The following is a 21,133-nucleotide window of genomic DNA, read 5'->3' as shown; positions in this document are numbered from 1 at the left end:
CGACATACATAATGCCGGTTGTCCACAGAACGGCCGTTTCGGGGACAGTTTTATGGTTGGCATTCTCGGCTACGCGCGCGTTTCGACTGGCGATCAGGATGTCGCCGGTCAAACGATGCGTCTGAAGGAGGCCGGCGCCATCAAGGTGTTCACCGACATCAAGTCGGGCAAAACCATGGATCGACCGGGGCTAGCGGAATTGCTCGCCTATGCTCGCGCCGGCGACACGCTGGCGATCGTGCGCCTGGATCGGCTCGGTCGGTCGCTGGCGGAATTGCTCGAAACCGTGAAGATGCTCCGCGAGCGCCAGGTCGACCTGCTGAGCCTCGAAGAGAAGATCGACACGTCTTCAGCCGCTGGCGAACTGATCTTTCATGTCTTCGGTGCCATCGCTCATTTCGAGCGTCGGCTGATCTCGGAGCGGACGAAGGACGGCATCGCCGCCGCGCGGGCAAAAGGAAAGTTGCCTGGTAGGCAGCCCCTCGACATGAAGAGGGTCGAGGCGGCGATTAAACTCATCGAGGCAAAAACAACTCCGGCTGAAGCCGCCCGACAGCTTGGGCTTGGGCGCTCCACCGTCTATCGGGAAATGCGCCGGCTGGGCATCAGCCGCCCAACTTGAGCGTCTTTCAAATCCAGCAAGACGTCTTTGGCAACTCAGTACAGAGTGAAACAGGAAAGATACGGTTTTCGGAGGAACTGATGCATTACACGCTTCATGCTGCGCCAGGCTCGTGCTCTTTTGCACCTCACATCGTGATGGAGGAGATTGGAAGGCCCTATTCGCTGGCGTTGATGTCGCCAGGCCATCCCGAAGCCAAGACCGACGAGTTTCGCCGCTTAAACCCGAAAGGGCGAATCCCTGTTCTCATTGCCGAGAATTTCACTCTCACTGAAGCGCCGGCAATCTTATTTCACCTGGGCCTGACGAATCCAGGCGCGCGGCTCCTGGGAGCGGATGCCGAAAACATCGTCCGTTCCATCGAATGGTTTAACTGGCTATCGAGTGCGGTTCACGCCGTCGCCGTCCGAATGATCTGGCGCGCCGACTTTTTCTTACCGGATCAATCGATGTACGGGCCCTTGGTTCATAAAGGAAAAGAGCACTTGGCTTCCGCGTTTGCGCTTATAGAATCCAAGTTGACGGACCGAGATTGGGCCATAGGAGAGGCCTATTCAATCGTTGATCCGTATTTGCTCGTATTCTACAGGTGGGGAAATCGTATGGCCGTTGACATGCGAAATACCTACCCCGCTTGGACCGCTCATGCACGTCGGTTGGAGGAGCGGGCGGCTGTGCAACGAGCCTTAACACAAGAGGGAATATCCCTCTGGGAGTAGCTGTCGCGTTGCCGAATCCTAAAATTAGCAAACCATCGATCATACCCGGTCGTGTTTAAATGTCTCGTAGCGTTGTTTAGCGGGAAACCAACGCTACGGCCTCAAAGGATGCTACCCTCGTCGTCTTTCACACAGCCGTCCTCGACTATGTTTCCGACCCCGCAGACAGAGAGGCTTTCGCTGAGCAGGTGATGCGTCTCTCTCCGTATTGGGTATCGAACGAGTTCCCTCGCGTATTCCCCGTGCATCGCAACACGCGCCGGAAAAAGCCGGCCGCCAGGCCGCTTCCTCCTATCTGTGAACGGCTCCCCTGTCGCTTGGACCGACCCGCATGGCGCCTCGCTCGAATGGATCGCGGACGGGGCGTAGGCGGCTGGCAATGAAAACGTCTCCAAACCGCTCGCCAAAGGTCAGCTATAGGTCCGGCTCGAGCCGTTGCGCGAAGGGCAGCTTTGAGGGAGCGCCATGAAGGTCGCCTTAGTCCGCACGTGGTCGGTTCGTGCGCTCAGCCTTCAGATTGCGCGATGAGGTGGATGTATTCGCAGAGCTCTTTGTCAGTAAGATCATTCGCACATCAACAAGTGTGTGGTAGACGCGCTTGCGTTTCATTTTGATCGGGCGACCTTCCTAAATCGAGTTTTCACAAACAACCTCAGCTTGGAGAACCGCAACAGTAGCAGCGCCATCGCGTGACCGCCGGCAATCTAGCTTCGATCACACGGATTTCAGTGGCACGACTGCGGTCAATGACCTAGATTACAGGCGATGGCGTGTGCTGCGTGCGCCACGGGATTCCCGAAATTGACGGAGACTTCGATCAACTCTCACACGGGAGCGTGACCCTATGTCTTTGTCACACCGCCCGAGCGGCCAGGGCCCGATCCATGCTACTGTCCGACGATTTCTCGGCAGCGAGACGTCCGCAGGCATGTTGCTCATGATCGTCGTTTTGCTGGCTGTCGTTACCGCCAACTCGCCGTTGGCCTCCGTGTATTTCGATGCACTGCACGTTTTCATTGGGCCGATGAGCCTGGAGCACTGGATCAACGATGCGCTGATGGCGCTTTTCTTCCTGCTCGTCGGCCTTGAAATCAAGCGTGAGATGCTGGATGGCCAGCTTTCAAGTTGGTCGCGCCGCGTCCTGCCGGGTGCTGGCGCCGTTGGCGGCATGGTCGTTCCCGCATTAATCTACATTGTTTTCAATCAGGGCGATCCCACCGCAGCACAGGGTTGGGCGATCCCGACAGCGACCGACATCGCCTTTGCGCTTGGCGTCCTGTCTTTGGCTGGCCCGCGTGTTCCGGTAACTCTCAAGGTCTTCCTGGCAGCCCTTGCCATCATCGACGACCTCGGGGCGGTCGTGATCATTGCGCTCTTTTACGCAAACGACCTGAACTACTGGGCCCTTGGCGGTGCGGCGGTCATATTCTTCGCCTTGATAGGGATGAATCGATTGGGGGGCCGGCGTCTCGCTGCCTACCTAGTTCTGGGGGCTGCACTTTGGTGCCTGGTTTTCCTGTCGGGCATCCACGCGACGATCGCAGGCGTTCTTCTTGCCCTCACCATCCCCCTGAAGCTGACGCGAGAAATGACCGAGGCGTCACACTCGGAGTCACCCCTGCATCGGCTGGAACACGGCCTTCAGGGTCCCGTTGCCTTCCTGATCGTGCCCTTGTTTGGCTTCGCCAATGCCGGCGTTTCCTTGACGGACGTAACGCTCGCCTCGCTGTCAGAACCCGTCACACTCGGTGTCGGATTGGGATTGGCAGCGGGCAAGCTCGTCGGCGTCCTGGGCGCTGTCGTGTTGATGGTACGAGCCGGATTTGCGGGTTTACCGAGAGCCGCGAGCTGGCCGCAGGTGGTGGGCATCGCGTTTCTGTGCGGCATCGGCTTCACGATGAGCCTCTTCGTCGGGCAGCTCGCCTTCGAAGACCAGGCGATACAGGATCGTGCCAAGCTCGGCATCCTGATCGGCTCGTCGGTTTCCGGCATCGCCGGTTATCTCATGCTTCGGTTCTCGTCGCGCCGAGCATGAATACCCATATGAAAAAAGATGGACCTTGAAGGTTTCGACTCTTACGACCTGCGCGATCGCGGCCGTATGCCTGATGTTGGCAGGCATAGTGATGATCGGGCATACTGTCGCGCTACCGGAACGCTGGTGGCGACCTTATTTGGTTAGGCAAGGTCGCGGTCGATGGAAGCTGCACCTTGGCGCTGCTTAACCGCAAACTCCTCCTCCGGCGAATAGACAAGCGTCTTGCGGCCATGAGCGGCGAAGTATGCGATCGCGAGCGCATACCAGATTGCCACGCCGATGACACCCTTCTGATAGAGCGGATCGGTGAGCTGGAAGAAGATCGTGACCAGCGCAATCACAACAGTGAGGACCGCTCCCGGTACGCCGAACGGGCTGCGGTACGGCCGCTCGATGTTCGGGAAGGCGCGTCGAAGCTGGATGAACGTCAGCCCTTGCAACAGGTAAGAGAACATCGCGCCGAACACGGCCATGTTCAGAAGCACCCCGCCGATGAAGGAGCCCGCCTGCTCGCCGCCCTGGGTGAACCACACAGCCAGCATGACGAGGAAGCCGACGAGTGAACCGGCGATCAACGCGATATTCGGTGTCTTGTGCTCGCCATGGGTCACTGACAGAAAATGTGGGAAGTAGCCGGCGCGCGACAGTGAATAGATCTGCCGGCCGAACGCGAAGATTATGGCGTGGAAGCTGGCAATCAGCCCGGCGACGGCAAACAGTGCGAGAATCTTAGCCCAGCCCGTTCCATAGATGGCGCGGAAGCCGTCGAGGATTGGCTCGCCCGAAGAACCGAGCTTGAATGCGCCGCTCGGAATGGCCGGATTGATGATAAGCACGAGGAAGCCGGTCGCAATCAGCGTGAACATGCCGAGCATGATGCCCCGTGGCATGTCGCGCCTCGGGTCAACCGATTCTTCGGCGGCAAGCGGCAGTTGCTCGATCGCCAGGAACAGCCAGACGGCGAAGGGCATCGCGGCCAGAACGCCATAGACGCCAAATGGCAGAAACGGCCCGCCGCCGTCCGGAAGCTCGACGGCTGCACCGGTCGCGGGATCGACGCCGATGTTCATTGCATATTTGCCGAAATCGATGAACGGGACGGCGCTCACGAAGAAGAATGCGAGGACGGCAAGGGCAATCAGTGTGACGATCACTGTCACGTTAAATGAGAGCTCCACCCCCCGCACGTTCAGGCCCACGAAAACGATGTAGCCGATAAGCCACCAGATAGGTTGGAAGCTTTGAGGGGTTTCGAAAATTCCGGTCAAGTAGGAGCCGATGAAGAATACCACGACGGCAGGTGTCAGCACATATTCGATGTTTTCCGCGACGCCGGTGATGAAACCGCCCCACGGCCCGAAGGCCGTCCGGGCGAACGAATAGGCGCCGCCGGTGTGCGGCAAGGCCGGGCTCATTTCGGCGATGGAGTAAGTGAGGCCGAGATACATGATGGTAATCAGGATGGTGCCGATGAACATGCCGCCCCAACCACCGACCGCAAAACCCAGATTCCAGCCGGAAAAGTCACCGGAGATGACCGCGCCGACGCCAAGGGCCCAAAGCGAAAAGACGCCAGCGTGGCGCCGCAATCCGCGCAGTTCGAAATATTCCTGCCCCGGTATATGGTAGATCACTCCGCCTTCATGCTTGCTGTCATTGGCCATGGCAGTCGCCTCTCGATCCTATTTCACGGCATTCTTCCATCGTCCACGCAACGCCGCTCGAGCGCGGCGCTCAAACGAAGATTGCTGCGTGCTCGTTGAGCCAGACCTTGGAGGCGCACGGCGCGTTGCATCGGGGGCGCCACCAGCGGCCGGATAGGCGGCCAACCGGAAGGCTCCTGTCTGGTGCACGCGAAAGTTTGACGTGGAATAACGAGCCGAACCCGTCCGCGCCGTTCAATATCGGGGCGCAATTCGACTGATCGGGCTCGTTGTGCCGCGCAGCTTCCATCGTCTCATCACCCGGTGGAGCGCGATAGACAAAGTTGCCTACGACGCCCCGTCTCGGACAATGACTTCATGCCTAAATGCAGACTTTGTCAAACAACTTTGCGCGGGCCTTCGCGATCTTGAAAACAGTGTAAATATCAATCCCTTCACATCCGGCGGCGCAACCTTCGGCACCGGCTATGAGCAGGCCAAGGGCGCGGTGGAAGGGCAAGCGCTTTCCTTGCTCTTTTTTATCGAATAGCTCGTCGCCAGTTTACTGTCGATGATATCGGGCATTCCAGGCGGCATCTTCGCGCCATCGCTTGCGGTCGGCGCCGGTTTCGGCGGCACCGTCGGTTCGCTGCTTGGAACAAGCATCGCCCTCGCTGCTATCCTTGGAATGACGGGATATTTCTCCGGCGTCGTGCAGGCGCCGATGACTGCCTTCGTGATCATTCTGGAAATGACCGGCGACCATCAGGCGGCCACTCCGATCATGGCCGTCTCGATGATCCGCTACGTGACATCACGGATCCTGTCACGAGAACCGCTGTATCATTGCCTTTCGCGGGTCTTCCTTGCGGCAGCCATCAGGGCACGGCGAGCCGTGAAGAGCCAATGATCAACTCACAGTCAGCGCAGCCGGCCGGTTAGGTCCGAGCAGGCGTTCGATTTCGTCATTTTTGGCTCCGAGGAGCGTACTTCTCAACGAAACAAAACAGAGGGCCAAGGGTTGTACAGATTTCATCTCATAACCAACGACACGGCGCATCTATACCCAGGGCATATCATTCACGTCGGCGGGAGCGCAGATAGGATGATTGGTGTGCTCCAGACCAGGGATGGTCTTGCCAAACTGGATGAAGAACCTCAAGAGTCGGCAATTCACCGCGCCCTCCTCGTCCGTCAACGAGATGCGGGGGCGATAGGGGTTAAGGATGATGACGGTCTGGTATGCTTGTTCACTGGGAGTCGTAAATCTACTTGCACCGTCTTTGTGGTCCGGGACACCACTCATTGGCAGCGCACTTCACGTAAATAAGGCCGGGGGGTACGATCCACTCACCTGGGCGAAGAACTTCTACATCAAGTCGGCCAGACGAGTCTCTTACCGCAGTGCCGACAAATCGATATCGGCAACCGTCGGCGTCGATCACAAAGTCTCGAATTGCGCGCCCCGCGACATAGCCGACGACTGCTCCGTCACATTGAACGGCGTCCAACACAAAAAACTCAAAAGGGCAAACTTGGACTTACCATGAGTCCGACTCCAGCGGCGCTGACATCATAATCCATTGTAATTCATTTGCACGTGCTGGACAATTTTCTGTCGTTATGGGTGCTTCAAAGCACCGCAACTTAGAGGCGCTCGCGATTGATGCCGGTTCGGTGTGCGACGAACGATGACGGAGCTTCCTCTCTCGGCGAGCCAATTGGAACTATGACGGGAATACGGGCAAAGTGGCCGCGCGTACGTAATCGAAGTCCGCGCGTCGATCGTTGCGCAAATCTCATTTTGAAATGGAAATATTGATGATCTCTTTCGGTCGCAAGGGCAGGACAGTTATCGGAGATCGCGGCATTATCAATGCCTTACGACCTTACCAGTTGTCCATTCAGACACTGTTTTCGCCCGTCGCCGCGGCAACGGCTGTGGCTTTTACTTCCCGATTTCAATTGAAGCGCTAAGCTGAAAACTCGACCCTCAATTTTGACCTAACCGCTTCACTTCGGGCAGAAGGGGAGGTGCCTGTTAAAGCCCGAACGCAACCTGCGGAGTTGCTGTCATCATGAGCTCCTGAATTTTGAGATTACGATCGTACGACAATAGCGCTTGAACGCAAGGATTAAATTATGTTCGTACTCTCACGCAGGGGCGAGACGAGGACCACAGGGGGCCGGGCGGGTGAGGTATGCCGGTCCCGCATGGCCGGCCTTCGTCGTGGTCGACGTGGATTACATCGGCGATCCAGCGACCGTGGTCGAGGTCTTAAAGGCTATCTGGCGACGCTGATTGTCGAGTGAATGATTGACGCTTGGTACCGGAGTCGTAAGTCCGCTCAGGGTGGACAGCAGAAGTTCAAAGCGAAACCGCTTAAAAGCCGCTTTGCGCGCCCATAGCGGTCATATTTCACTGATTGTACGCTGTCAGGAACCTGGAGCACTCGTCAAAGAACTGTTCGAAGGCAGCCGTGTCCTCCATGAGCACATGATTGTTTCCAGGAAGCTCGACGAAGGTCGCGTTAGGAATAAGCGTAGCCATGAGACGCCCTTCTTCTATCGGCGCGACGCGATCGCCGATGCAATGCAGGACCAACGTCGGAACATTGACCTGCTTCGCCAACTCCGTCACATCGACCGTGCTGTTCATTTTCCAGATCGGCATCGCCGCTTCCGGACTCGTAGCAATGCGCTGAAGTTCGTCAAAATTCGCAGCCATCTCGGGCTGAGCGTCGGGCATGAAGGTTGTTGTAAAAAAGTGCCTGAAGACTGGATTGGTCGAGCCCCAGCCGTCGCGGATCATCATCGTCCCGACTTTATAAAGGTGCTTTTGGTCCGGTTGCGTCCGCTTGAGCCGACCCCGAAGAAATCCGCCCAAGAGGACGAGGCAGGTCACCTGTTCGGGGTTCTCCACGGCGTAGCGGACACTAAATGAGCATCCTTGCGAAATGCCGAGAAGCGCGAACCGGCTCAGTCCAGCAGCGGCTGCGACGGTCGACATGTCGCCAGTCATTGCCCCCTCGGATACAGCTTCGACGCCCCAGTCCGATAGGCCATTTCCCCGCTGGTCGAATCGTACCAGCCGGCAGAGCCTCGCCAACCTGACAGCCATGGGTGCCAGATCGGACTGCGCCATTCATACTCCAGATGGTTCAGCCAATTCGGTGCCTTCAGCACCGGCATCCCTTGGCCAATACTGGCCCACGCGATCTGCACTCCGTCTGGGGCAGTGGCGAACTGTACCTGTTGTTGCTGCGCAGCTTTGGGAAGCTCCGGGTTAGGCAGCGAAGCGTCGGGTGTCCACTGCCAGACGCGGATGGGCCGGGAGATATTCTTCACCCGCTGGTTGCCCATGTCGCGAAAAGGCACTTTGATCTTATCCACGACCGCTTGATGTACAATGTCGGAGATGCAGATGCCGCCTGGCTTCGCCAGCCCCTCAAGGCGGGAAGCCACGTTGACGCCATCGCCGAAGATATCTCCATCCTCGAAGAGGACATCCCCGAGATTGATCCCGAGGCGGTAGAGAATGCGGCGTTCTTCCGGTGACGCTCCCTCGCGGTCTGCCATAGCCACCTGGATGTTGATGGCGCAGCGGACGGCATCCTGTGCTGAAGCGAATTCGACCAACATCCCGTCGCCCGTGGTCTTGACGATGCGGCCTCCACGACTTGCGATCTGGGGATCGAACAACACCGTGCGGTGCACTTTCTGACGCGTAACGATATCTTCCTCATTTTGCTCCATTGAGGCGGCTATAGCCTGCCATGTCGACGGCCAGAATCGCGGTCAAGCGGCGTTCCATAGAGCGCGTCCCCAGAGTTTCAGCCAAATATCACACTACCATACCACATGTCGGCGATCGGATTTAGATTGAGCGCGAGTGCCGAGCCTTTGAGAAAATGCGCATCGTAATGCGACGACCGGCTGACGGCCGCATCGGGGTCGGAACTTAGCAGTCAACTTTTACGCGGGAAGGTCTTAAAAGGGTCCGATCGTCATCCAGTCGATGCGGCCATTTAGGATTGGCGGCGGCTTTCGGTAGATAATTAGGCTGATGAGGTAAGGGCGGATATTCTCCAGCACCCGCATCGGAGCTATCGGCGCGATGCGCACCTCGAAGAATTCCGAGATTTTTCGCTGAGAATGACGTGATGAAAGATCTTGCTTGGTCATGCTCATTCCATTTCTCTCGGCACCAATGCCGAGGGCGAGCGGGAATAGGAGCGCAGTTTTAAGAAATGATGTATTAGAGGACGGCCGGTCGGTTGGCGGCTAAATCCATCTGCACCATGGTTTCAGGGAACTGGCCTGGAATCCGGCGCCTGCGCTTGACGCAGTGACAACGGTCTACGTTAATTAAGCGCGCTTACCTAAGCTTGATGCTTATTTAAATAAAGGGGCGCTTACTTAAATAACGGACGGAATTCATATTAGGCTATGTCTGATTCCGAACCTAATTTGCGGAGGCCGCTTTGTTGCGCTGAGGTTGACTGTGTGTCCCACGCCTCGATTTTGTTTCGCGCTACGGCCGGCGTAGCAGCAAATAACGCGATGATAATCAGTATACGAAACATGGCATTCTCCTCAGCGAACATTGAACAGGTCACATAGCGACGAGCCGATGGCGGCGTTGCAGGTCGCCATCAAATGCCAGCCGGGAACGACGCCGTAGGCGTATTAGAAGCATCACAAACCTCCGCGGGCGCTGTGGAAGGCGATCAGTCGAGATCGTCGAGGCGAACTCGGATCGCATTCATCTGTTCGATCTCCTCGCGCTGGCCACGCGAAATTTGCGCGCATAGTGCAACGAGTTCCTGATCCTTGAGATCCGCATCTGCGCACATGAGGATCGCGCCTGAATGATGAGGGATCATTGAGGCGATGAACTGCCTGTCTCCTATGAAGGCCTGCGTGCGCGTTCCTGCGAAGGCGGCCGCGAGCAGGATCACCAGGCTGACATGGATGAGTGCGTTTAACCTCTTGTTCCGGTACATGCCACCCATGGTTGCAAGCATGATGATGCCCATGGGCGCAACCATCGTCAGCGCCATGTAGAACATGTTGAGGTTGTTCCGGAAGTCGCTCCATCCGTCGATCATGGAGAACATGACGAAGTACATGACGACGAGGCTGAGGAACATGTTGACGGCGAACATCGTGTATGGATTCCTGCCCATGCCCTCATGTTCACTATGATCGCGATGTTGCATGACTGGCTTCCCTTGGCCCTCAGATGCTGGATGGGCACAAATTTCCCCGTCCGTGGTGCGTCGCGGGAAATGAGATTTTTTCTAACCTTGCAGGCGCGATTTGGTTCCCGGTCGCCGGAGCCGGACTTCGGGAGACTCGACGAATTCAGTCCAGCCTTCGATCGTAGCCGTCCACTCCATCGCCATCTTTGCCTGTGCCGGTGACTCGCAAGAGAAGCGCGAGCAGTATGATGCCGACCAGACCAGCAACGAATACCAACCGCTGCCAACGCTTCGTCAGGATGATTCACCCTGGCGGACGTCTTCCGCAGAGAAAGTCAGGGCGATTTCTTTCTTGGTGCTGCTGCTTGTTCATCCAGACACTCTACCTTTTCCTCACTGCGACTGGTTCTGTGCGGGAGGGGTAGGCAGCTGCCCTTATTGCTCAGGTATATTGCGGCCAAATTGATTGATGATCAGCAAAACAAAAGCGATTAACGACGTTCATGATGGCTGGAATCATCTCAGTTCCCTGTTTCGCAATGGGCTCGTTGTCCAGCCAGAGGTCGAATCTCTCTCGCGCAGAACATCTATAATGTCCATGATGGTGGCTTCATCGAGGTGCTGGAGAAGCACGGTTTCCGCGATGACAACGATCATTCCGGTCCTTATGTCAACTATCGACCAAGTCGCGTCCGGGTCACGTCTCGCATAGTAGGGCGGGTACATACGCACAATCATGTTCGCTCCTCATTACAAAGAGCCCCGACGTATCGGCGCTAGTTGTTGACAAAGAGGAACGTCGGGAGACGTTCAAAATATTAACGTGCTATGTGGATCATGGTTTCCGTACGATAACGTACCAATGCGCGAGGAGTTGAGGTGGACCGCACAGCCACGTGCAAGGGGTAAAGCACGGTTACAGGAGAGCTTGGCCGCACGATCCATTCCGCTGAACATTGGAGAAGGTCAGAGGTTCCTAGTCGCTTCAAACTCCTGATCAGCAATTTCATCGTCGAGAACTTTGATGTCTTCGCGAATAATGCTGCTGAGGCTGCCGAGAAGACCAGCCAGTTCGAAGTCACGATCTTCCGTAGCCTTTGCAGCTCGCGCCTCGGCTTTGTCGACGTAATGTTGGAAGATATGCCGCTTTCCCTTCAGGTCTTCAAAGCTCGACATGACAACGGTCCTCTGAATCGGCGTAGCGGATAGGCATACTCGCTGTATTGGAAAGAGCAAGGCCCTTATCGAAGCGCCGCTCCGCAACCGAAGGGGCGTTAGCCGCGTGGTCACAAAATTGACTATCGCGCCGGAACACTTCTTCGACTTTCCGATTTAGGTTGTCAGGCTTACCGAGCATTAAGAACGGAGTACCACGATGAAACGGATGTTATTCGCGTCCGCCATGCTCGCCTTGTCGGCAGGCATTCCCCTTGCCCAGACGAGCACAACGAGCGGCACGACCACGACGACGACCACGACGACCAAACCAGCCACCACCGATAAGGGAACCGACACGACTACCACTGGCAGCACTACGAAATCGGACTCGGCTAAGGACTGCGCGCCCGGCCAACAGCCGGGAAGCGCAAAGCAGGCGGCACCCGGACAGCAGGACACTGACGCCAACACTGCCGCTCCCGGCCAAATGAAGAAGACAACTAAGTGCTAATAGGCCGATAACCGGGCGCAGGGATCGCGCTCCTTGGCCGGGGGCAACGCGTGAAATAGCCCCGGCCAAAATTCGTTACCGTCCATGCAGTTCCTTGATCTGCTCATAGAGCTCTTCGACGCCTCCCGAGCCGTGGGCGCCCAGCCGCTGTGAGGCAGGATGCTCTGCCTCTGCCAAGGGATGGTATTGATCGCCCATCGCCAGTGGAGGGCACGCGACGCTGTCGTCAGGTCGAGCAGGATGCGGCCGAACTGCAAATCGCCCTCCCAGGAAACGAAGTCCTGGTGGCCTTCGCCCGGCCATGTCTCCCGCCATTTGTATTTCGGCTGATAATCTTCCGTCGTCATTGTCTCAAATTCGTTCTCTTTTTGAGTATTCCCTGATGTAATCGTCAGATGGCAAAGTCTCCAGCTTCAAAGCCGCTGCTCTCTTCCGATAAGCCGGTTCGTTCAAGAGCCCGCAAGCCACGCGATCCAGCGCAACCTAATCTCCCCCTCGATCCCATGCCAGAACGCATCGAGCCGTGCCTGGCGCTGTTGAAAACGAAGCCGCCGACGGGACCGGAATGGGTCTATGAGATCACATGGGACGGCTATCGTCTGGCGGTGCACATCGAGCCGAAGCGGGTCCGGATCATCACGCGCGGCGGGCACGACTGGACCCATCGTTTCCCTGCGATCGAGCAAGCCGCCAAGCAACTCGGCGTGGCGACGGCTATCCTCGATGGCGAGGCAGTCGTTCTCGACGAACAGGGAAGGCCGAATTTCGGACTGCTGCAGCAAGCACTCGGCGGCCGGGGCGGCAAACGCAACTCAGGTGAAGCGCTCTTCATGGCGTTCGACCTGCTCTATTTCGATGGTCGTGACCTGACCGAAATGGAGCTGTCGGCGCGACGCCATCTGCTCGAAGGGCTGATCAGCGGGCAATGACGGCGACATTCGTCTTTCCGAAGAGGTCGAGGCCGACGGCGCGCAGCTGCTTGCCGCTGCCTGCGAGCATGGCCTTGAAGGCCATCATCGCGAAGGATCGGCACAGTACCTATCGCTCCGGCCGCCTCGGCGATTGGGTGAAGGTCAAATGCCTCCAGAGCGACAGCTTTGTGATCGTCGGCTATGAGCTCTCCATGGTCGCACGCGCCGGCATTCGCTCGCTCATGTTGGCGGCACGCAAAGGTGACCACCTGGTCTATGTCGGCTCGGTCGGGACCGGCTTCAACGAACGCACCGCGCGAGAGCTGCGCGAAAAGCTGGATCGCATAAAGGTGAAGAAACCGACCGTCGAATACGAGCGCCGCCGGAAGGACATCGTTTGGGTGAGGCCGACGCTGATTGCCGAGATCGAATACCGGGCCTGGACACACGACGGAAACCTGCGGCATTCCTCGTACAAGGGACTGCGCGATTGGCAGGACGACGCTACGATTTATGTGATGGAGAGCTGACCGCTCTGCCAGGACATTCACAAAGATGACGAATTTGTCTGCCGCGGGACAACGACCGGGCTCGCCGTTGAGGGGTTGAGACGAGCCCTGCCGCATCCTGGCTGCGGTTGTCTGGATCTTACAGCACAGGCATCGCGCGACTCCGTTGGGCAACGAGGGGCGCACGCCAGCCGTAATTAACAGGCGAGCTCGTCGCGCGACATATAGTAAACGCAAAGCGCATCAAAAGGTTCCGGTGCTCTATGAACGTATTGCATCACGACATGGCGGGCGTATGCTGCCTTGCCGGCCCCGCGTTTAACGGCTGAGACCGGTTGAGAGACTCGTTGCGCTCTTGCCATTATTGGAGGGGCTATAGATGTCTCTTCTAGACCTTCTTCCGCTCAATGAAAATGAAATCGAGCTGGTCACAACAGTGGTTCGCCAGTGGTGCGAAGATCATCGTGTCCTGATAGAGAGCGGCCGCGGCCGCGTAGCCATGACGACAGCAGTGGGTCTGGTGATCTCAGGCGACCACTCGCCTGAAGGGCTCGCGGAGGCTCTTGGCAGTTGTATGCGGATCGAGCAGTACAAGCGGCCCACAGATTAAGCATCCGCCTTGTACCGCGGCCGGATGGCAGCTTTCGACTAACCGCCGCGGGGCTAGGTTTCGGCCTCGCAAGTATCGTTTCTCGAGAAAGGCCGGTCTCCGAGCGGGCCCATTCTTCGTGGCTCTGTGGCCCGCGCGGTGCGGCAGGGAAAGGTGTGCAAAGGGCAGGGCATGCGTGGTCCCATCCCCGTCACGGCTATCGGTCCTGTCGAGGCCGACGGCTTCGCCGTCCTCCATTGGGTTGCGGTCGAGCGTGGCGCGGAGATGGCGAACTACGCGGCCTTGTCCGACGCTCGCTCAGCACATCCGGGCGCTGCTGTTGCACGTTACTCAGCGGAATACCGTTCGCGAGGGGCTGCGGCAGGCACTGGCCGATCTGGTGACACCGGGTGGTCCCCTGAGCGCTCGCCTCAAGACGACGCCCCCTGAGACCTGCGCGTCATCCGGGGGCCAGGCGCCAATCGTGGTCGGCACCTCCTTAAGCTCGCCCGTCGAGGCAGAGCTCGGGTGTTGCAGACGCTGCCTGCCCATCAACCCTGTTCCGCACCAGCACCGAGAACAGGGTGTGACGGACCGGCCTCCCGCGTCTGCCCCGGCCGCCTCGCCCTCGACGGAGAGGACGAGCTTAAGGAGGCACCCATGACCACAGATCGCAACCACCAGACACCGACCGATATCTACGAGCGCGTCACCAGCCAGATCATCGCCGCCATCGAAGCCGGCGCCGGCGACTACCGGATGCCCTGGCACCACGACGGAGCGGCCATCACCACGCCCGTCAACGTCGCCTCCAGCAATGCTTATCGCGGCGTCAACATCCTCTCGCTCTGGGCTGCGGCGCACACTGCTGGCTATCCCGCCGGCATCTGGGGCACCTATCGCCAATGGCAAGCGCTCGGTGCCCAGGTGCGCAAGGGCGAGCGCGGCCATCTTGTCGTGTTCTGGAAGGCCATCGATCGCGGCGAGGCGGACGACCAGGACGGCGACTCGGATCGCGACGAGCCTGGCCGGCGCATGTTCGCCCGCGGCTACACTGTCTTCAATTGCCGCCCAGGTCGATGGCTACACGCCGCCCGCAATGCCGGTGCTGCCCGAGGTCGAGCGGATTGCGCAGGCCGAACGGTTCTGCGCCGCCCTCGGCATCGACATCCGCCACGGCGGATCACAGGCCTACTACCGCCCATCTACCGACCATGTGCAGATGCCGGAGTTTGCTTGCTTCCGTGACGCCGTCGCCTACTACGCCGTGCTGCTTCACGAATGCGGCCACGCTTCCGGCGCCAAGCATCGCCTCGACCGCAATCTTTCCGGACGCTTCGGTTCGGCCGCCTACGCCATGGAGGAATGCACCGTCGAGCTCTTGAGCGCGATGATCTGCGCCGATCTAAGCCTCAGCGTCGAGCCGCGCCCCGACCACGCCCGCTACATCGCCTCCTGGCTCGAGGTGCTGCGTTCCGACTCGCGCGCCATCTTCACCGCCTCGAGCAAGGCGCAGCAGATCGCCGACTGGATGCACGCGCAACAGACCGGCGCTCGCCAGGACGAGGTACGGGGCGCCGCATAGGCGCCCCCTCTCGCTGCCTCCGCGGCACGCGCGTCGCCCGCTGGAGCGGCCGGCATGTCGTCGTTCGGCCGCTGCACCATCGCCATGACAGGCGCTTTTCTGCGTATTCGCCTGACCTTTCCGGCCTCTTCCGGGCGGTGTTCGCAGGCATTTTCATCGCTGTCTGATACCTGTCCGTAGGCGCTGCCAAAAACCATGGGTGGAGCCGCCCGACGGCGGATCTCGGAGAGCCGTAATGTGGGGATTGCCTGCGGCGCTCTTATTGATTGGTGCACTCTCGTACGAGCGCAACGGAAGGCTGCGGAAGGTCGAATTTCTTCGTCACATCGGCGATGCCTCCTACGCGATCTACCTCTCGCATCTGATCACCATCGCCTTCTGCAAGTATATCTTTGACGAGACTGGCTTAGAGACTGGGAACGCTTCGCTCAGCCAGCAGCTGAGCCTCTTCGCGGGCGTCTTGTCGCCTGCATGGCTGGGGAATGGCATGTTGCTACGCACTCGACAAACCATCCCAGGATGAAGCAGTGGCTACGGCGTTATTGGGAGCGACCGACTGCCAATGCAATCCCGCTTCTCGAGCTCCGGGATCGCGATCGCGAGATCGGTAGTCGACACCGGCCGGAAGAAAAGGAATGTCGTATACGTGCGGCCAAAGCGGATTGCCGAGATCGAGTATCGCGCCTGGACCCATGACCAGAAGCTGCGGCATGCGTCATATAAGGGGTTTCGTGACAAGCAGGATGACGCGACGATCTACGAGAGGGCTCAAGAAGATTGGAGGGAACTCATTTTTCGCGCCGGAGTTCAGTCCGTCAGAAGCAACATGCAAGAATAGGAGAATCCAATGCTTCTGAAACTCATCACCGCCTCTGTACTTTCGATCGGTCTTGCAACTTCAGCGCTGGCTCAGGCCAGCGGCGCTTCTGGTGGAACTAGCGGTTCGAGCCAGTCCGGCGGCACCTCCACCTCCGATGTGAACGCTTCCGACAAAGACAAGGACGCTGCCGGCAAGCAAGACTCTTCCGACTGCGTCCAGGGCAAAACAGCGAAAAATGAAGCGACCAAGCCGGTACCTGGTACGGCCAAGGATGCCGCAGGTAATTGCCAGTAACACTCAGATGACGGACAAAGAAAAGACTCCGCATTCTCTCTGCGGGGTCTTTGGTATTGTACGAGACCGAGGGCTAAAAAGGGGTTTCCCATTTTGTTCCCGTGTCTTTACGGGTTGTCATAGCGAGCTATTGGAAACCACCTTCCTTCCTTCTCAGGGCGTGTCGAGATTTTTCGATCACTCTTAATCAGCGGGTCGTACGTTTCGAGCCCTACATCACCCACCATTATTTCAAGCACTTAACAGGAATTTGAAACGAATGGTTCCCAATAAATTGGAAGCGGTTTTCCAATTCACGCTCCGTTCCTGTTCCCTGAAAGCAGCGGGTTCAATCTCGCTCCAGCGGCTCTCCATGAGCTTCATCGCATCCCGCGCCAAGCTGCGCAGTGCGACCCTCCTCCAGTATGTCTTCAAGGTCGGTCTGCTTGACCTGCCGGGCGATATCGTTCGAGGCCCGCGCGGCGGATAAAATTTTCCTCGTTTTCATTCGGGCGCCTGGTAAGGGCATCGACAGCCGAAAGCACCGCCGGCGGGAAACGTTCTTCAGACGGTCAAGCGTCTAGCCTGTATTTTTCTCCGCCACGTCATGGAGGTATGCGACGATCTTCTCCTCGTCACCCGTCACGGCCGCGGCGACGCGGCGGCAGTGATCGATATAAGGCCGGCCAGTCTTGTCGGTCTGACCCGCATGGGCTTCGACGGCAATCTCGGCGGCGTGGTCGAGATGAAGTGAAGCTCGCATTTTTCGTCATCGCTCGTTTCGACCTCCATTGAACGGTCAGGAAGCGCACTGGTTCCAGCAGCCGACATGTCCAGCGCCTGGAGTCGCCGTCAGCCGAAATCAGGGTTGGAATGCTGCGTTCGCCGCAACGGCTCAGGCGAAAGCTCTGGCAGTGGTGGGCATTGACGTTCGCCGCTGAACGGAGCGCATGTTCAACTGTCCACCGTTGTGCTCAACTCATCGACGCTCAGATACGGCTCGTCCGTCCGGAACTCGGCCTTTTGGAAGAGCGCCGGTGGCCTTTCTACGGGCGATGCATGTCATGCTCCGAGCCTCCGATGATCGCACCGGAGCAGGTGGACACGATCGAGGCTTCCGTCCTGCAGCGGCGCGGCGATCAGGGGTGCACGTTTCAATCCCAAGGGTGTGCCAGCGCTCTATCTGGGCCTGAGCATCATGACGGCTGTGAAGGAGGCCAACCAAGGGTTTGCCCATCGGATCGATCCGTGTGTGCTCTGCTCCTACGAGGTCGATTGCGACCATATCGTGGATCTGACGGTAGAAGAGGGAAGGGTAGAATTCTCCGTCGCATTGGAGGATATGGCCTGAGCATGGGCTACGGCTCTCAGTATTGGAGATCGGCCGGCGTCGTGGGCGATTTACGATCGCCTGCGACCTCAAGGCGTTTCAGGTATTCTTGTTCCGAGCTTCGCGCCCGGGGCTGAGGGCGATGACAAGAACCTCGTGCTCTGGGGCTGGGGCGCGGAGCTACCGCACAAGGTAACGGTGTTCGATCCAAGCGGTCGGCTACCGAAGGACCAGCTGTCCTGGCGCTGAAGCGACGGGATGCTCTTAGGGTGGTGCGTCCAATCGAATTTCACAATCGGGGGCCGCTTTGTTGAAGCCACGGGCTGACAAGCTAACAGGCAGCTCGGTCGGCTCATCAGCTAGGCTCTCAAGAGCGAACCAGCCCGAAGCGACGGGCCTCGTCCAGCAGTGCCCTGACGGAAGACGGTTGCCATTTCCGACTCCCATGCGCCGGCGGCTCACGCATCTGGTCTAACTGTCAAGCGACCCGAGGAATTGACCAACCCTGATTGATTGTCGCCGCGCACTTCACAACGCTCGCGCTAAGATTTGTCAGCGGCAGGCCGGTTGGGAGCGTGGCGCGGCTCCGACGAACAGGCTGGGCTGGGCCTGAGGTGCATTGGGACGGAGAGGAAGAGGGCGGGGCTTTAGGCCGCCCTCCTGTATTCTAGGACACCGGAATGTCTACGATCAGTTTGGCGCTTAGTGCGGCAGGTGACAATAGTCGCCGATAAAGGTTTTCCTCAAGGGATGATCGGATCGGTTAGATCCATGCAAACATGCAAATAGTCCGGAGAAAATGATGATTCGTGCAGCTTTAAGGCAACGTCCTCCCGTCAGCAGGACCTTTGATGCTTGAGAAAGACTGTCGGCAGCCTACCTCCTCTCTCAGATGATCGCCGCAAAAGAACCGAAGTACCGTCAGTCCGAGCTCGGCTACGCGACCGCGATCCTTGTCCGAGCAGCCCTGTCTCACGACGGCTCTTGCCACGCCGGCCACCCCTTTTGAAGAAGAGGTCGAGAGATGTCATCGGATCATTCTCGCTCGCTCGACACCTCCGGCCGGTTGCCGCCGCCGGGAACCATTCAATCCGTCTCGGAAACAGATCTGCGACATCGCCTTAAGCGCAATCGCGCTTTGGCGACATCACTCCTGGTCACCATGGGCGCGCTCTTCCTGGCTACCCACTTTGTCACCAACCCCGGCTTCCTCGTCAGATTGTTGGCCGCCGCTGCCGAAGCTGGAATCGTGGGGGGACTTGCCGACTGGTTCGCCGTGACCGCGCTCTTTCGGCACCCGCTTGGTTTGCCGATTCCGCACACGGCAATCATACCCAGCAGCCAGGAGCGCATTGGGCGATCTCTCGGCCGCTTCCTGGAACGGCACTTCCTCACTGAAGAGGTGCTGGTGCGGAAGTTACGGGACGCGCATGCGGCAAAGCGCTTTTCGAGCTGGCTGGCGAGCCCGGAGACCGCACCAATCCTCGCCGATGCTGCGGCTGCGGCATTGCCTTATGTTGTCCGCACCCTGAATAACAACGACCTGCAGGAATTTGCCCGACGGACGCTCGGCGAGCAGGTGCAACAGGCCGATATAGCGCCAGTGATGGGCCGTGCCATTCATATAATGACGGCGAGTGGCGAGACCGACGTCTTGTTTGAGCGCGCCATCGGCATTGCGGCCCAATGGATGGAGGAAAACCGTGAGCAAATCTTCCATCTGGTTCGAGAACGCAGTCGCTGGTGGATTCCCCGCACAGTTGATCGGAAGGTCGCTAACGCGATCGTCACCGGCTCCATTGAGCTTCTCAATAATTTGCGTGAGCCGGAAAGCGAAGTTCGGCTGAAGTTCCGGGAAGCGCTCTTCCATCTGATCGACGAACTGATCAACTCGCCGGAGCAGCGCGAACAGATCAACGCTTTTAAGAGCCGTATCATCGAGCATCCAGAAGTTCAGGCATGGGTCGCAGCCGTATGGCACGAGACCTCACGGGTGATGCTGGAAGACCTCTCGCGGCCGGACTCGAAAGCGCGCATGGCCCTGGAAAGGATCTGCCTGCTGGTTGGCCGGACGCTCGCGACCGACGAAGCCATGCTGAAACACATTGACGCGCTGCTGGAGAAGCTTGCCGTCTACCTGATCTCGTGGCGTCACGAGATCAGCGCCTTTGTGGATGAAGTGGTCAGAAGCTGGGACAGTGCCACGCTTGTGGATCGCCTCGAACTCGTCGTTGGTAGCGATCTCCAATATATTCGTATGAACGGCACCATTGTCGGAGCGTTCGCGGGCTGCTTTATTTTCCTGGCCTCCCAACTGTTAGTTTGACCACGATCCCAAGCACCAGGGTTAATCCGCAAAGCGAAGTATGCTTGGCTACGCACTCACGATTGTGGCCTGACGTTTCCCAGCGGCCGTGGCGCTCTCTGCTGTTAAGCGCGCGCATTTACGGTACGTCATAATGAATGTGACAGAGCAAAGACAAACTTGCGACAAAGTATCGTGTTCCTTTGAAACAATCCCGGTTGGAAATCGTTGAGTACGCTGGAGAGCCTCGAGGAGGAACGACATGGCGCTCAATTTCATCGCTGGCTTGGCAATCGGCTTCGGAGCAGGCCTGCTTGCGCCGAAGATCACTCCCGCGGTGAAGCCGTTGGCCAAATCGGCCATCAAGGCGGGGCTTATAACTTACGACCAGGCAAGGGTTACACTCGCAGAACTCAACGAGAATACCGAAGATGCCATTGCCGAGGTCAGATCAGAAATGGAAGAAGAGCGCAAAGTTGCAGGCGGGTAGCCGCAATTTCAAGGTTAATCTCCTGACCGGTGCCAGATGCGGAGCTACCGCGTTCGGCTAACGACGAAAAATCAAGAAGAAAAATCAAGAAGAAGGAGACAGCTCAATGGCTATACTCGAAGACGCACTGAAAGGCGGGAACGTGGTCACTGGCTTGGCGATCGGAGTAGGTGCCCTCGTTTTAGCGCCGCTTGCAGCTCCTTTGCTGCGTCCGATAACCAAGACTGTTCTTAAGGCGGGCGTGGTTGCCTATGATCAAACCCGAGTTGCCATAGCCGAGATGAGCGAAAAGGCGTCCGATCTCGTCGCCGAGGCCAGGGCTGAATTGGCTGAAACTGGAGCCGAGCAGCGGCCACCTGAGAACGAGCAGCGACCAGCTGAGAAAAAGACGACGCGCGCTGCCAACAGCTAGCGGGGAGCATTTGT

17 protein-coding genes and 8 pseudogenes are annotated in these 21,133 nt (G+C 58.2%); 14 read left to right on the top strand and 11 right to left on the bottom strand.

What is annotated here, in order from left to right; genetic code table 11:
- Positions 1 to 52: 52 nt before the first annotated feature.
- From ACZ9BX_RS20980 to nhaA, 3 genes are all read left to right on the top strand, one after another.
- Complete coding sequence (locus ACZ9BX_RS20980; protein WP_087003505.1) at positions 53 to 622, top strand: recombinase family protein; 570 nt, start codon at positions 53 to 55, stop codon at positions 620 to 622.
- A gap of 80 nt (positions 623 to 702) precedes the next feature.
- Positions 703 to 1,341: a glutathione S-transferase family protein gene (locus ACZ9BX_RS20975; protein WP_143534197.1), complete on the top strand. Its 639-nt coding sequence runs from the start codon at positions 703 to 705 to the stop codon at positions 1,339 to 1,341.
- Between the two features lie 844 nt (positions 1,342 to 2,185).
- Entirely contained in the window at positions 2,186 to 3,376 is a 1,191-nt protein-coding gene (gene nhaA / locus ACZ9BX_RS20970) for a Na+/H+ antiporter NhaA (RefSeq protein WP_132568780.1), read from the top strand.
- Between the two features lie 143 nt (positions 3,377 to 3,519).
- On the opposite strand, the gene ACZ9BX_RS20965 is transcribed toward nhaA, so the two are convergent.
- Positions 3,520 to 5,043 (bottom strand): amino acid permease, encoded by a 1,524-nt coding sequence (locus tag ACZ9BX_RS20965; RefSeq protein WP_132568781.1) that lies wholly within the window; start codon positions 5,041 to 5,043, stop codon positions 3,520 to 3,522.
- A gap of 439 nt (positions 5,044 to 5,482) precedes the next feature.
- Here ACZ9BX_RS20965 and ACZ9BX_RS20960 point away from each other — a divergent pair.
- Positions 5,483 to 5,932 (top strand): annotated as a pseudogene (locus ACZ9BX_RS20960) (chloride channel protein); the annotation flags it as partial.
- Positions 5,933 to 7,441: 1,509 nt separating this feature from the next.
- On the opposite strand, the gene ACZ9BX_RS20955 reads toward ACZ9BX_RS20960, so the two are convergent.
- The 7 genes and pseudogenes from ACZ9BX_RS20955 to ACZ9BX_RS20925 all read right to left on the bottom strand — a co-directional run bounded on the left by ACZ9BX_RS20955 (position 7,442) and on the right by ACZ9BX_RS20925 (position 12,242).
- The gene (locus ACZ9BX_RS20955; protein WP_207917264.1) at positions 7,442 to 8,143 is read right to left on the bottom strand and encodes an alpha/beta fold hydrolase; all 702 of its coding nucleotides are present in this window, start codon (positions 8,141 to 8,143) and stop codon (positions 7,442 to 7,444) included.
- The gene (locus ACZ9BX_RS20950) at positions 8,041 to 8,778 is read right to left on the bottom strand and encodes an adenylate/guanylate cyclase domain-containing protein (RefSeq protein ID WP_245505976.1); all 738 of its coding nucleotides are present in this window, start codon (positions 8,776 to 8,778) and stop codon (positions 8,041 to 8,043) included. Before ACZ9BX_RS20950 ends, ACZ9BX_RS20955 begins: the two co-directional genes overlap by 103 nt.
- Before the next feature lie 246 nt (positions 8,779 to 9,024).
- Positions 9,025 to 9,213, bottom strand: a pseudogene (locus ACZ9BX_RS20945) (hypothetical protein); the annotation flags it as partial.
- A gap of 539 nt (positions 9,214 to 9,752) precedes the next feature.
- Positions 9,753 to 10,244, bottom strand: coding sequence for a DUF305 domain-containing protein (locus tag ACZ9BX_RS20940; protein ID WP_087006157.1), 492 nt, complete (start codon positions 10,242 to 10,244; stop codon positions 9,753 to 9,755).
- Positions 10,245 to 11,192: 948 nt separating this feature from the next.
- The gene (locus ACZ9BX_RS20935; RefSeq protein ID WP_087004561.1) at positions 11,193 to 11,402 is read right to left on the bottom strand and encodes a hypothetical protein; all 210 of its coding nucleotides are present in this window, start codon (positions 11,400 to 11,402) and stop codon (positions 11,193 to 11,195) included.
- A gap of 180 nt (positions 11,403 to 11,582) precedes the next feature.
- The gene (locus tag ACZ9BX_RS20930; protein WP_165928358.1) at positions 11,583 to 11,852 is read right to left on the bottom strand and encodes a hypothetical protein; all 270 of its coding nucleotides are present in this window, start codon (positions 11,850 to 11,852) and stop codon (positions 11,583 to 11,585) included.
- A gap of 39 nt (positions 11,853 to 11,891) precedes the next feature.
- Positions 11,892 to 12,242, bottom strand: a complete 351-nt coding sequence (locus tag ACZ9BX_RS20925) for a hypothetical protein (protein WP_245505977.1) — start codon at positions 12,240 to 12,242, stop codon at positions 11,892 to 11,894.
- Positions 12,243 to 12,290: 48 nt separating this feature from the next.
- Here ACZ9BX_RS20925 and ligD point away from each other — a divergent pair.
- The 3 genes and pseudogenes from ligD to ACZ9BX_RS20910 all read left to right on the top strand — a co-directional run bounded on the left by ligD (position 12,291) and on the right by ACZ9BX_RS20910 (position 15,489).
- Positions 12,291 to 13,336: pseudogene (gene ligD, locus ACZ9BX_RS20920) on the top strand (non-homologous end-joining DNA ligase).
- Positions 13,337 to 13,694: 358 nt separating this feature from the next.
- A complete protein-coding gene (locus ACZ9BX_RS20915; protein ID WP_132568783.1) occupies positions 13,695 to 13,925 on the top strand; it encodes a hypothetical protein in 231 nt (76 codons plus the stop codon).
- A 639-nt stretch (positions 13,926 to 14,564) separates the two neighbouring features.
- Positions 14,565 to 15,489 (top strand): annotated as a pseudogene (locus ACZ9BX_RS20910) (ArdC family protein).
- Here ACZ9BX_RS20910 and ACZ9BX_RS20905 read toward each other — a convergent pair.
- A pseudogene (locus ACZ9BX_RS20905) lies at positions 15,468 to 15,627 on the bottom strand (IS1595 family transposase); the annotation flags it as partial. The pseudogenes ACZ9BX_RS20910 and ACZ9BX_RS20905 overlap by 22 nt on opposite strands.
- 97 nt (positions 15,628 to 15,724) lie before the next feature.
- On the opposite strand from ACZ9BX_RS20905, the gene ACZ9BX_RS20900 reads away from it, so the two are divergent.
- From ACZ9BX_RS20900 to ACZ9BX_RS20890, 3 genes are read left to right on the top strand one after another with little or no spacing between them, the layout of a single operon-like run.
- Entirely contained in the window at positions 15,725 to 16,012 is a 288-nt protein-coding gene (locus tag ACZ9BX_RS20900; protein WP_087004552.1) for an acyltransferase family protein, read from the top strand.
- A gap of 39 nt (positions 16,013 to 16,051) precedes the next feature.
- On the top strand, positions 16,052 to 16,327 hold the full coding sequence (locus tag ACZ9BX_RS20895; protein WP_132568784.1) for an ATP dependent DNA ligase: 276 nt from the start codon (positions 16,052 to 16,054) through the stop codon (positions 16,325 to 16,327).
- 9 nt (positions 16,328 to 16,336) lie between these two features.
- Positions 16,337 to 16,603 carry a hypothetical protein gene (locus ACZ9BX_RS20890; RefSeq protein WP_087004546.1) on the top strand — a complete coding sequence of 89 codons (267 nt, stop codon included), beginning with the start codon at positions 16,337 to 16,339 and terminating at the stop codon, positions 16,601 to 16,603.
- 328 nt (positions 16,604 to 16,931) lie between these two features.
- On the opposite strand, the pseudogene ACZ9BX_RS20885 reads toward ACZ9BX_RS20890, so the two are convergent.
- Positions 16,932 to 17,345, bottom strand: a pseudogene (locus ACZ9BX_RS20885) (HD domain-containing protein).
- A gap of 321 nt (positions 17,346 to 17,666) precedes the next feature.
- On the opposite strand from ACZ9BX_RS20885, the pseudogene ACZ9BX_RS20880 reads away from it, so the two are divergent.
- Positions 17,667 to 18,161 (top strand): annotated as a pseudogene (locus tag ACZ9BX_RS20880) (RES family NAD+ phosphorylase); the annotation flags it as partial.
- A 118-nt stretch (positions 18,162 to 18,279) separates the two neighbouring features.
- Here the strand turns inward: ACZ9BX_RS20880 and ACZ9BX_RS20875 are convergent.
- Positions 18,280 to 18,390, bottom strand: a pseudogene (locus ACZ9BX_RS20875) (recombinase family protein); the annotation flags it as partial.
- Between the two features lie 546 nt (positions 18,391 to 18,936).
- On the opposite strand from ACZ9BX_RS20875, the gene ACZ9BX_RS20870 reads away from it, so the two are divergent.
- From ACZ9BX_RS20870 to ACZ9BX_RS20860, 3 genes are all read left to right on the top strand, one after another.
- The gene (locus ACZ9BX_RS20870) at positions 18,937 to 20,238 is read left to right on the top strand and encodes a DUF445 domain-containing protein (protein WP_087004542.1); all 1,302 of its coding nucleotides are present in this window, start codon (positions 18,937 to 18,939) and stop codon (positions 20,236 to 20,238) included.
- A 241-nt stretch (positions 20,239 to 20,479) separates the two neighbouring features.
- Complete coding sequence (locus ACZ9BX_RS20865) at positions 20,480 to 20,707, top strand: DUF5132 domain-containing protein (protein ID WP_087004539.1); 228 nt, start codon at positions 20,480 to 20,482, stop codon at positions 20,705 to 20,707.
- Positions 20,708 to 20,813: 106 nt separating this feature from the next.
- Positions 20,814 to 21,119: a DUF5132 domain-containing protein gene (locus tag ACZ9BX_RS20860; protein WP_087004536.1), complete on the top strand. Its 306-nt coding sequence runs from the start codon at positions 20,814 to 20,816 to the stop codon at positions 21,117 to 21,119.
- The last annotated feature ends 14 nt before the right edge of the window (positions 21,120 to 21,133 follow it).

The sequence above is a fragment of the Rhizobium sp. USDA 3886 genome, assembly GCF_056279785.1.
This window is presented reverse-complemented; position numbering and strand designations above follow the sequence as displayed.

Bases quoted from the DNA above. Each gene is read 5' to 3' on its own strand.
- ACZ9BX_RS20980 (WP_087003505.1), top strand. From the start codon at position 53: ATGGTTGGCATTCTCGGCTACGCGCGCGTTTCGACTGGCGATCAGGAT.
- ACZ9BX_RS20975 (WP_143534197.1), top strand. From the start codon at position 703: ATGCATTACACGCTTCATGCTGCGCCAGGCTCGTGCTCTTTTGCACCT.
- nhaA (WP_132568780.1), top strand. From the start codon at position 2,186: ATGTCTTTGTCACACCGCCCGAGCGGCCAGGGCCCGATCCATGCTACT.
- ACZ9BX_RS20965 (WP_132568781.1), bottom strand. From the start codon at position 5,043: ATGGCCAATGACAGCAAGCATGAAGGCGGAGTGATCTACCATATACCG.
- ACZ9BX_RS20955 (WP_207917264.1), bottom strand. From the start codon at position 8,143: ATGGCTGTCAGGTTGGCGAGGCTCTGCCGGCTGGTACGATTCGACCAG.
- ACZ9BX_RS20950 (WP_245505976.1), bottom strand. From the start codon at position 8,778: ATGGAGCAAAATGAGGAAGATATCGTTACGCGTCAGAAAGTGCACCGC.
- ACZ9BX_RS20940 (WP_087006157.1), bottom strand. From the start codon at position 10,244: ATGCAACATCGCGATCATAGTGAACATGAGGGCATGGGCAGGAATCCA.
- ACZ9BX_RS20935 (WP_087004561.1), bottom strand. From the start codon at position 11,402: ATGTCGAGCTTTGAAGACCTGAAGGGAAAGCGGCATATCTTCCAACAT.
- ACZ9BX_RS20925 (WP_245505977.1), bottom strand. From the start codon at position 12,242: ATGACGACGGAAGATTATCAGCCGAAATACAAATGGCGGGAGACATGG.
- ACZ9BX_RS20915 (WP_132568783.1), top strand. From the start codon at position 13,695: ATGTCTCTTCTAGACCTTCTTCCGCTCAATGAAAATGAAATCGAGCTG.
- ACZ9BX_RS20900 (WP_087004552.1), top strand. From the start codon at position 15,725: ATGTGGGGATTGCCTGCGGCGCTCTTATTGATTGGTGCACTCTCGTAC.
- ACZ9BX_RS20895 (WP_132568784.1), top strand. From the start codon at position 16,052: ATGCAATCCCGCTTCTCGAGCTCCGGGATCGCGATCGCGAGATCGGTA.
- ACZ9BX_RS20890 (WP_087004546.1), top strand. From the start codon at position 16,337: ATGCTTCTGAAACTCATCACCGCCTCTGTACTTTCGATCGGTCTTGCA.
- ACZ9BX_RS20870 (WP_087004542.1), top strand. From the start codon at position 18,937: ATGTCATCGGATCATTCTCGCTCGCTCGACACCTCCGGCCGGTTGCCG.
- ACZ9BX_RS20865 (WP_087004539.1), top strand. From the start codon at position 20,480: ATGGCGCTCAATTTCATCGCTGGCTTGGCAATCGGCTTCGGAGCAGGC.
- ACZ9BX_RS20860 (WP_087004536.1), top strand. From the start codon at position 20,814: ATGGCTATACTCGAAGACGCACTGAAAGGCGGGAACGTGGTCACTGGC.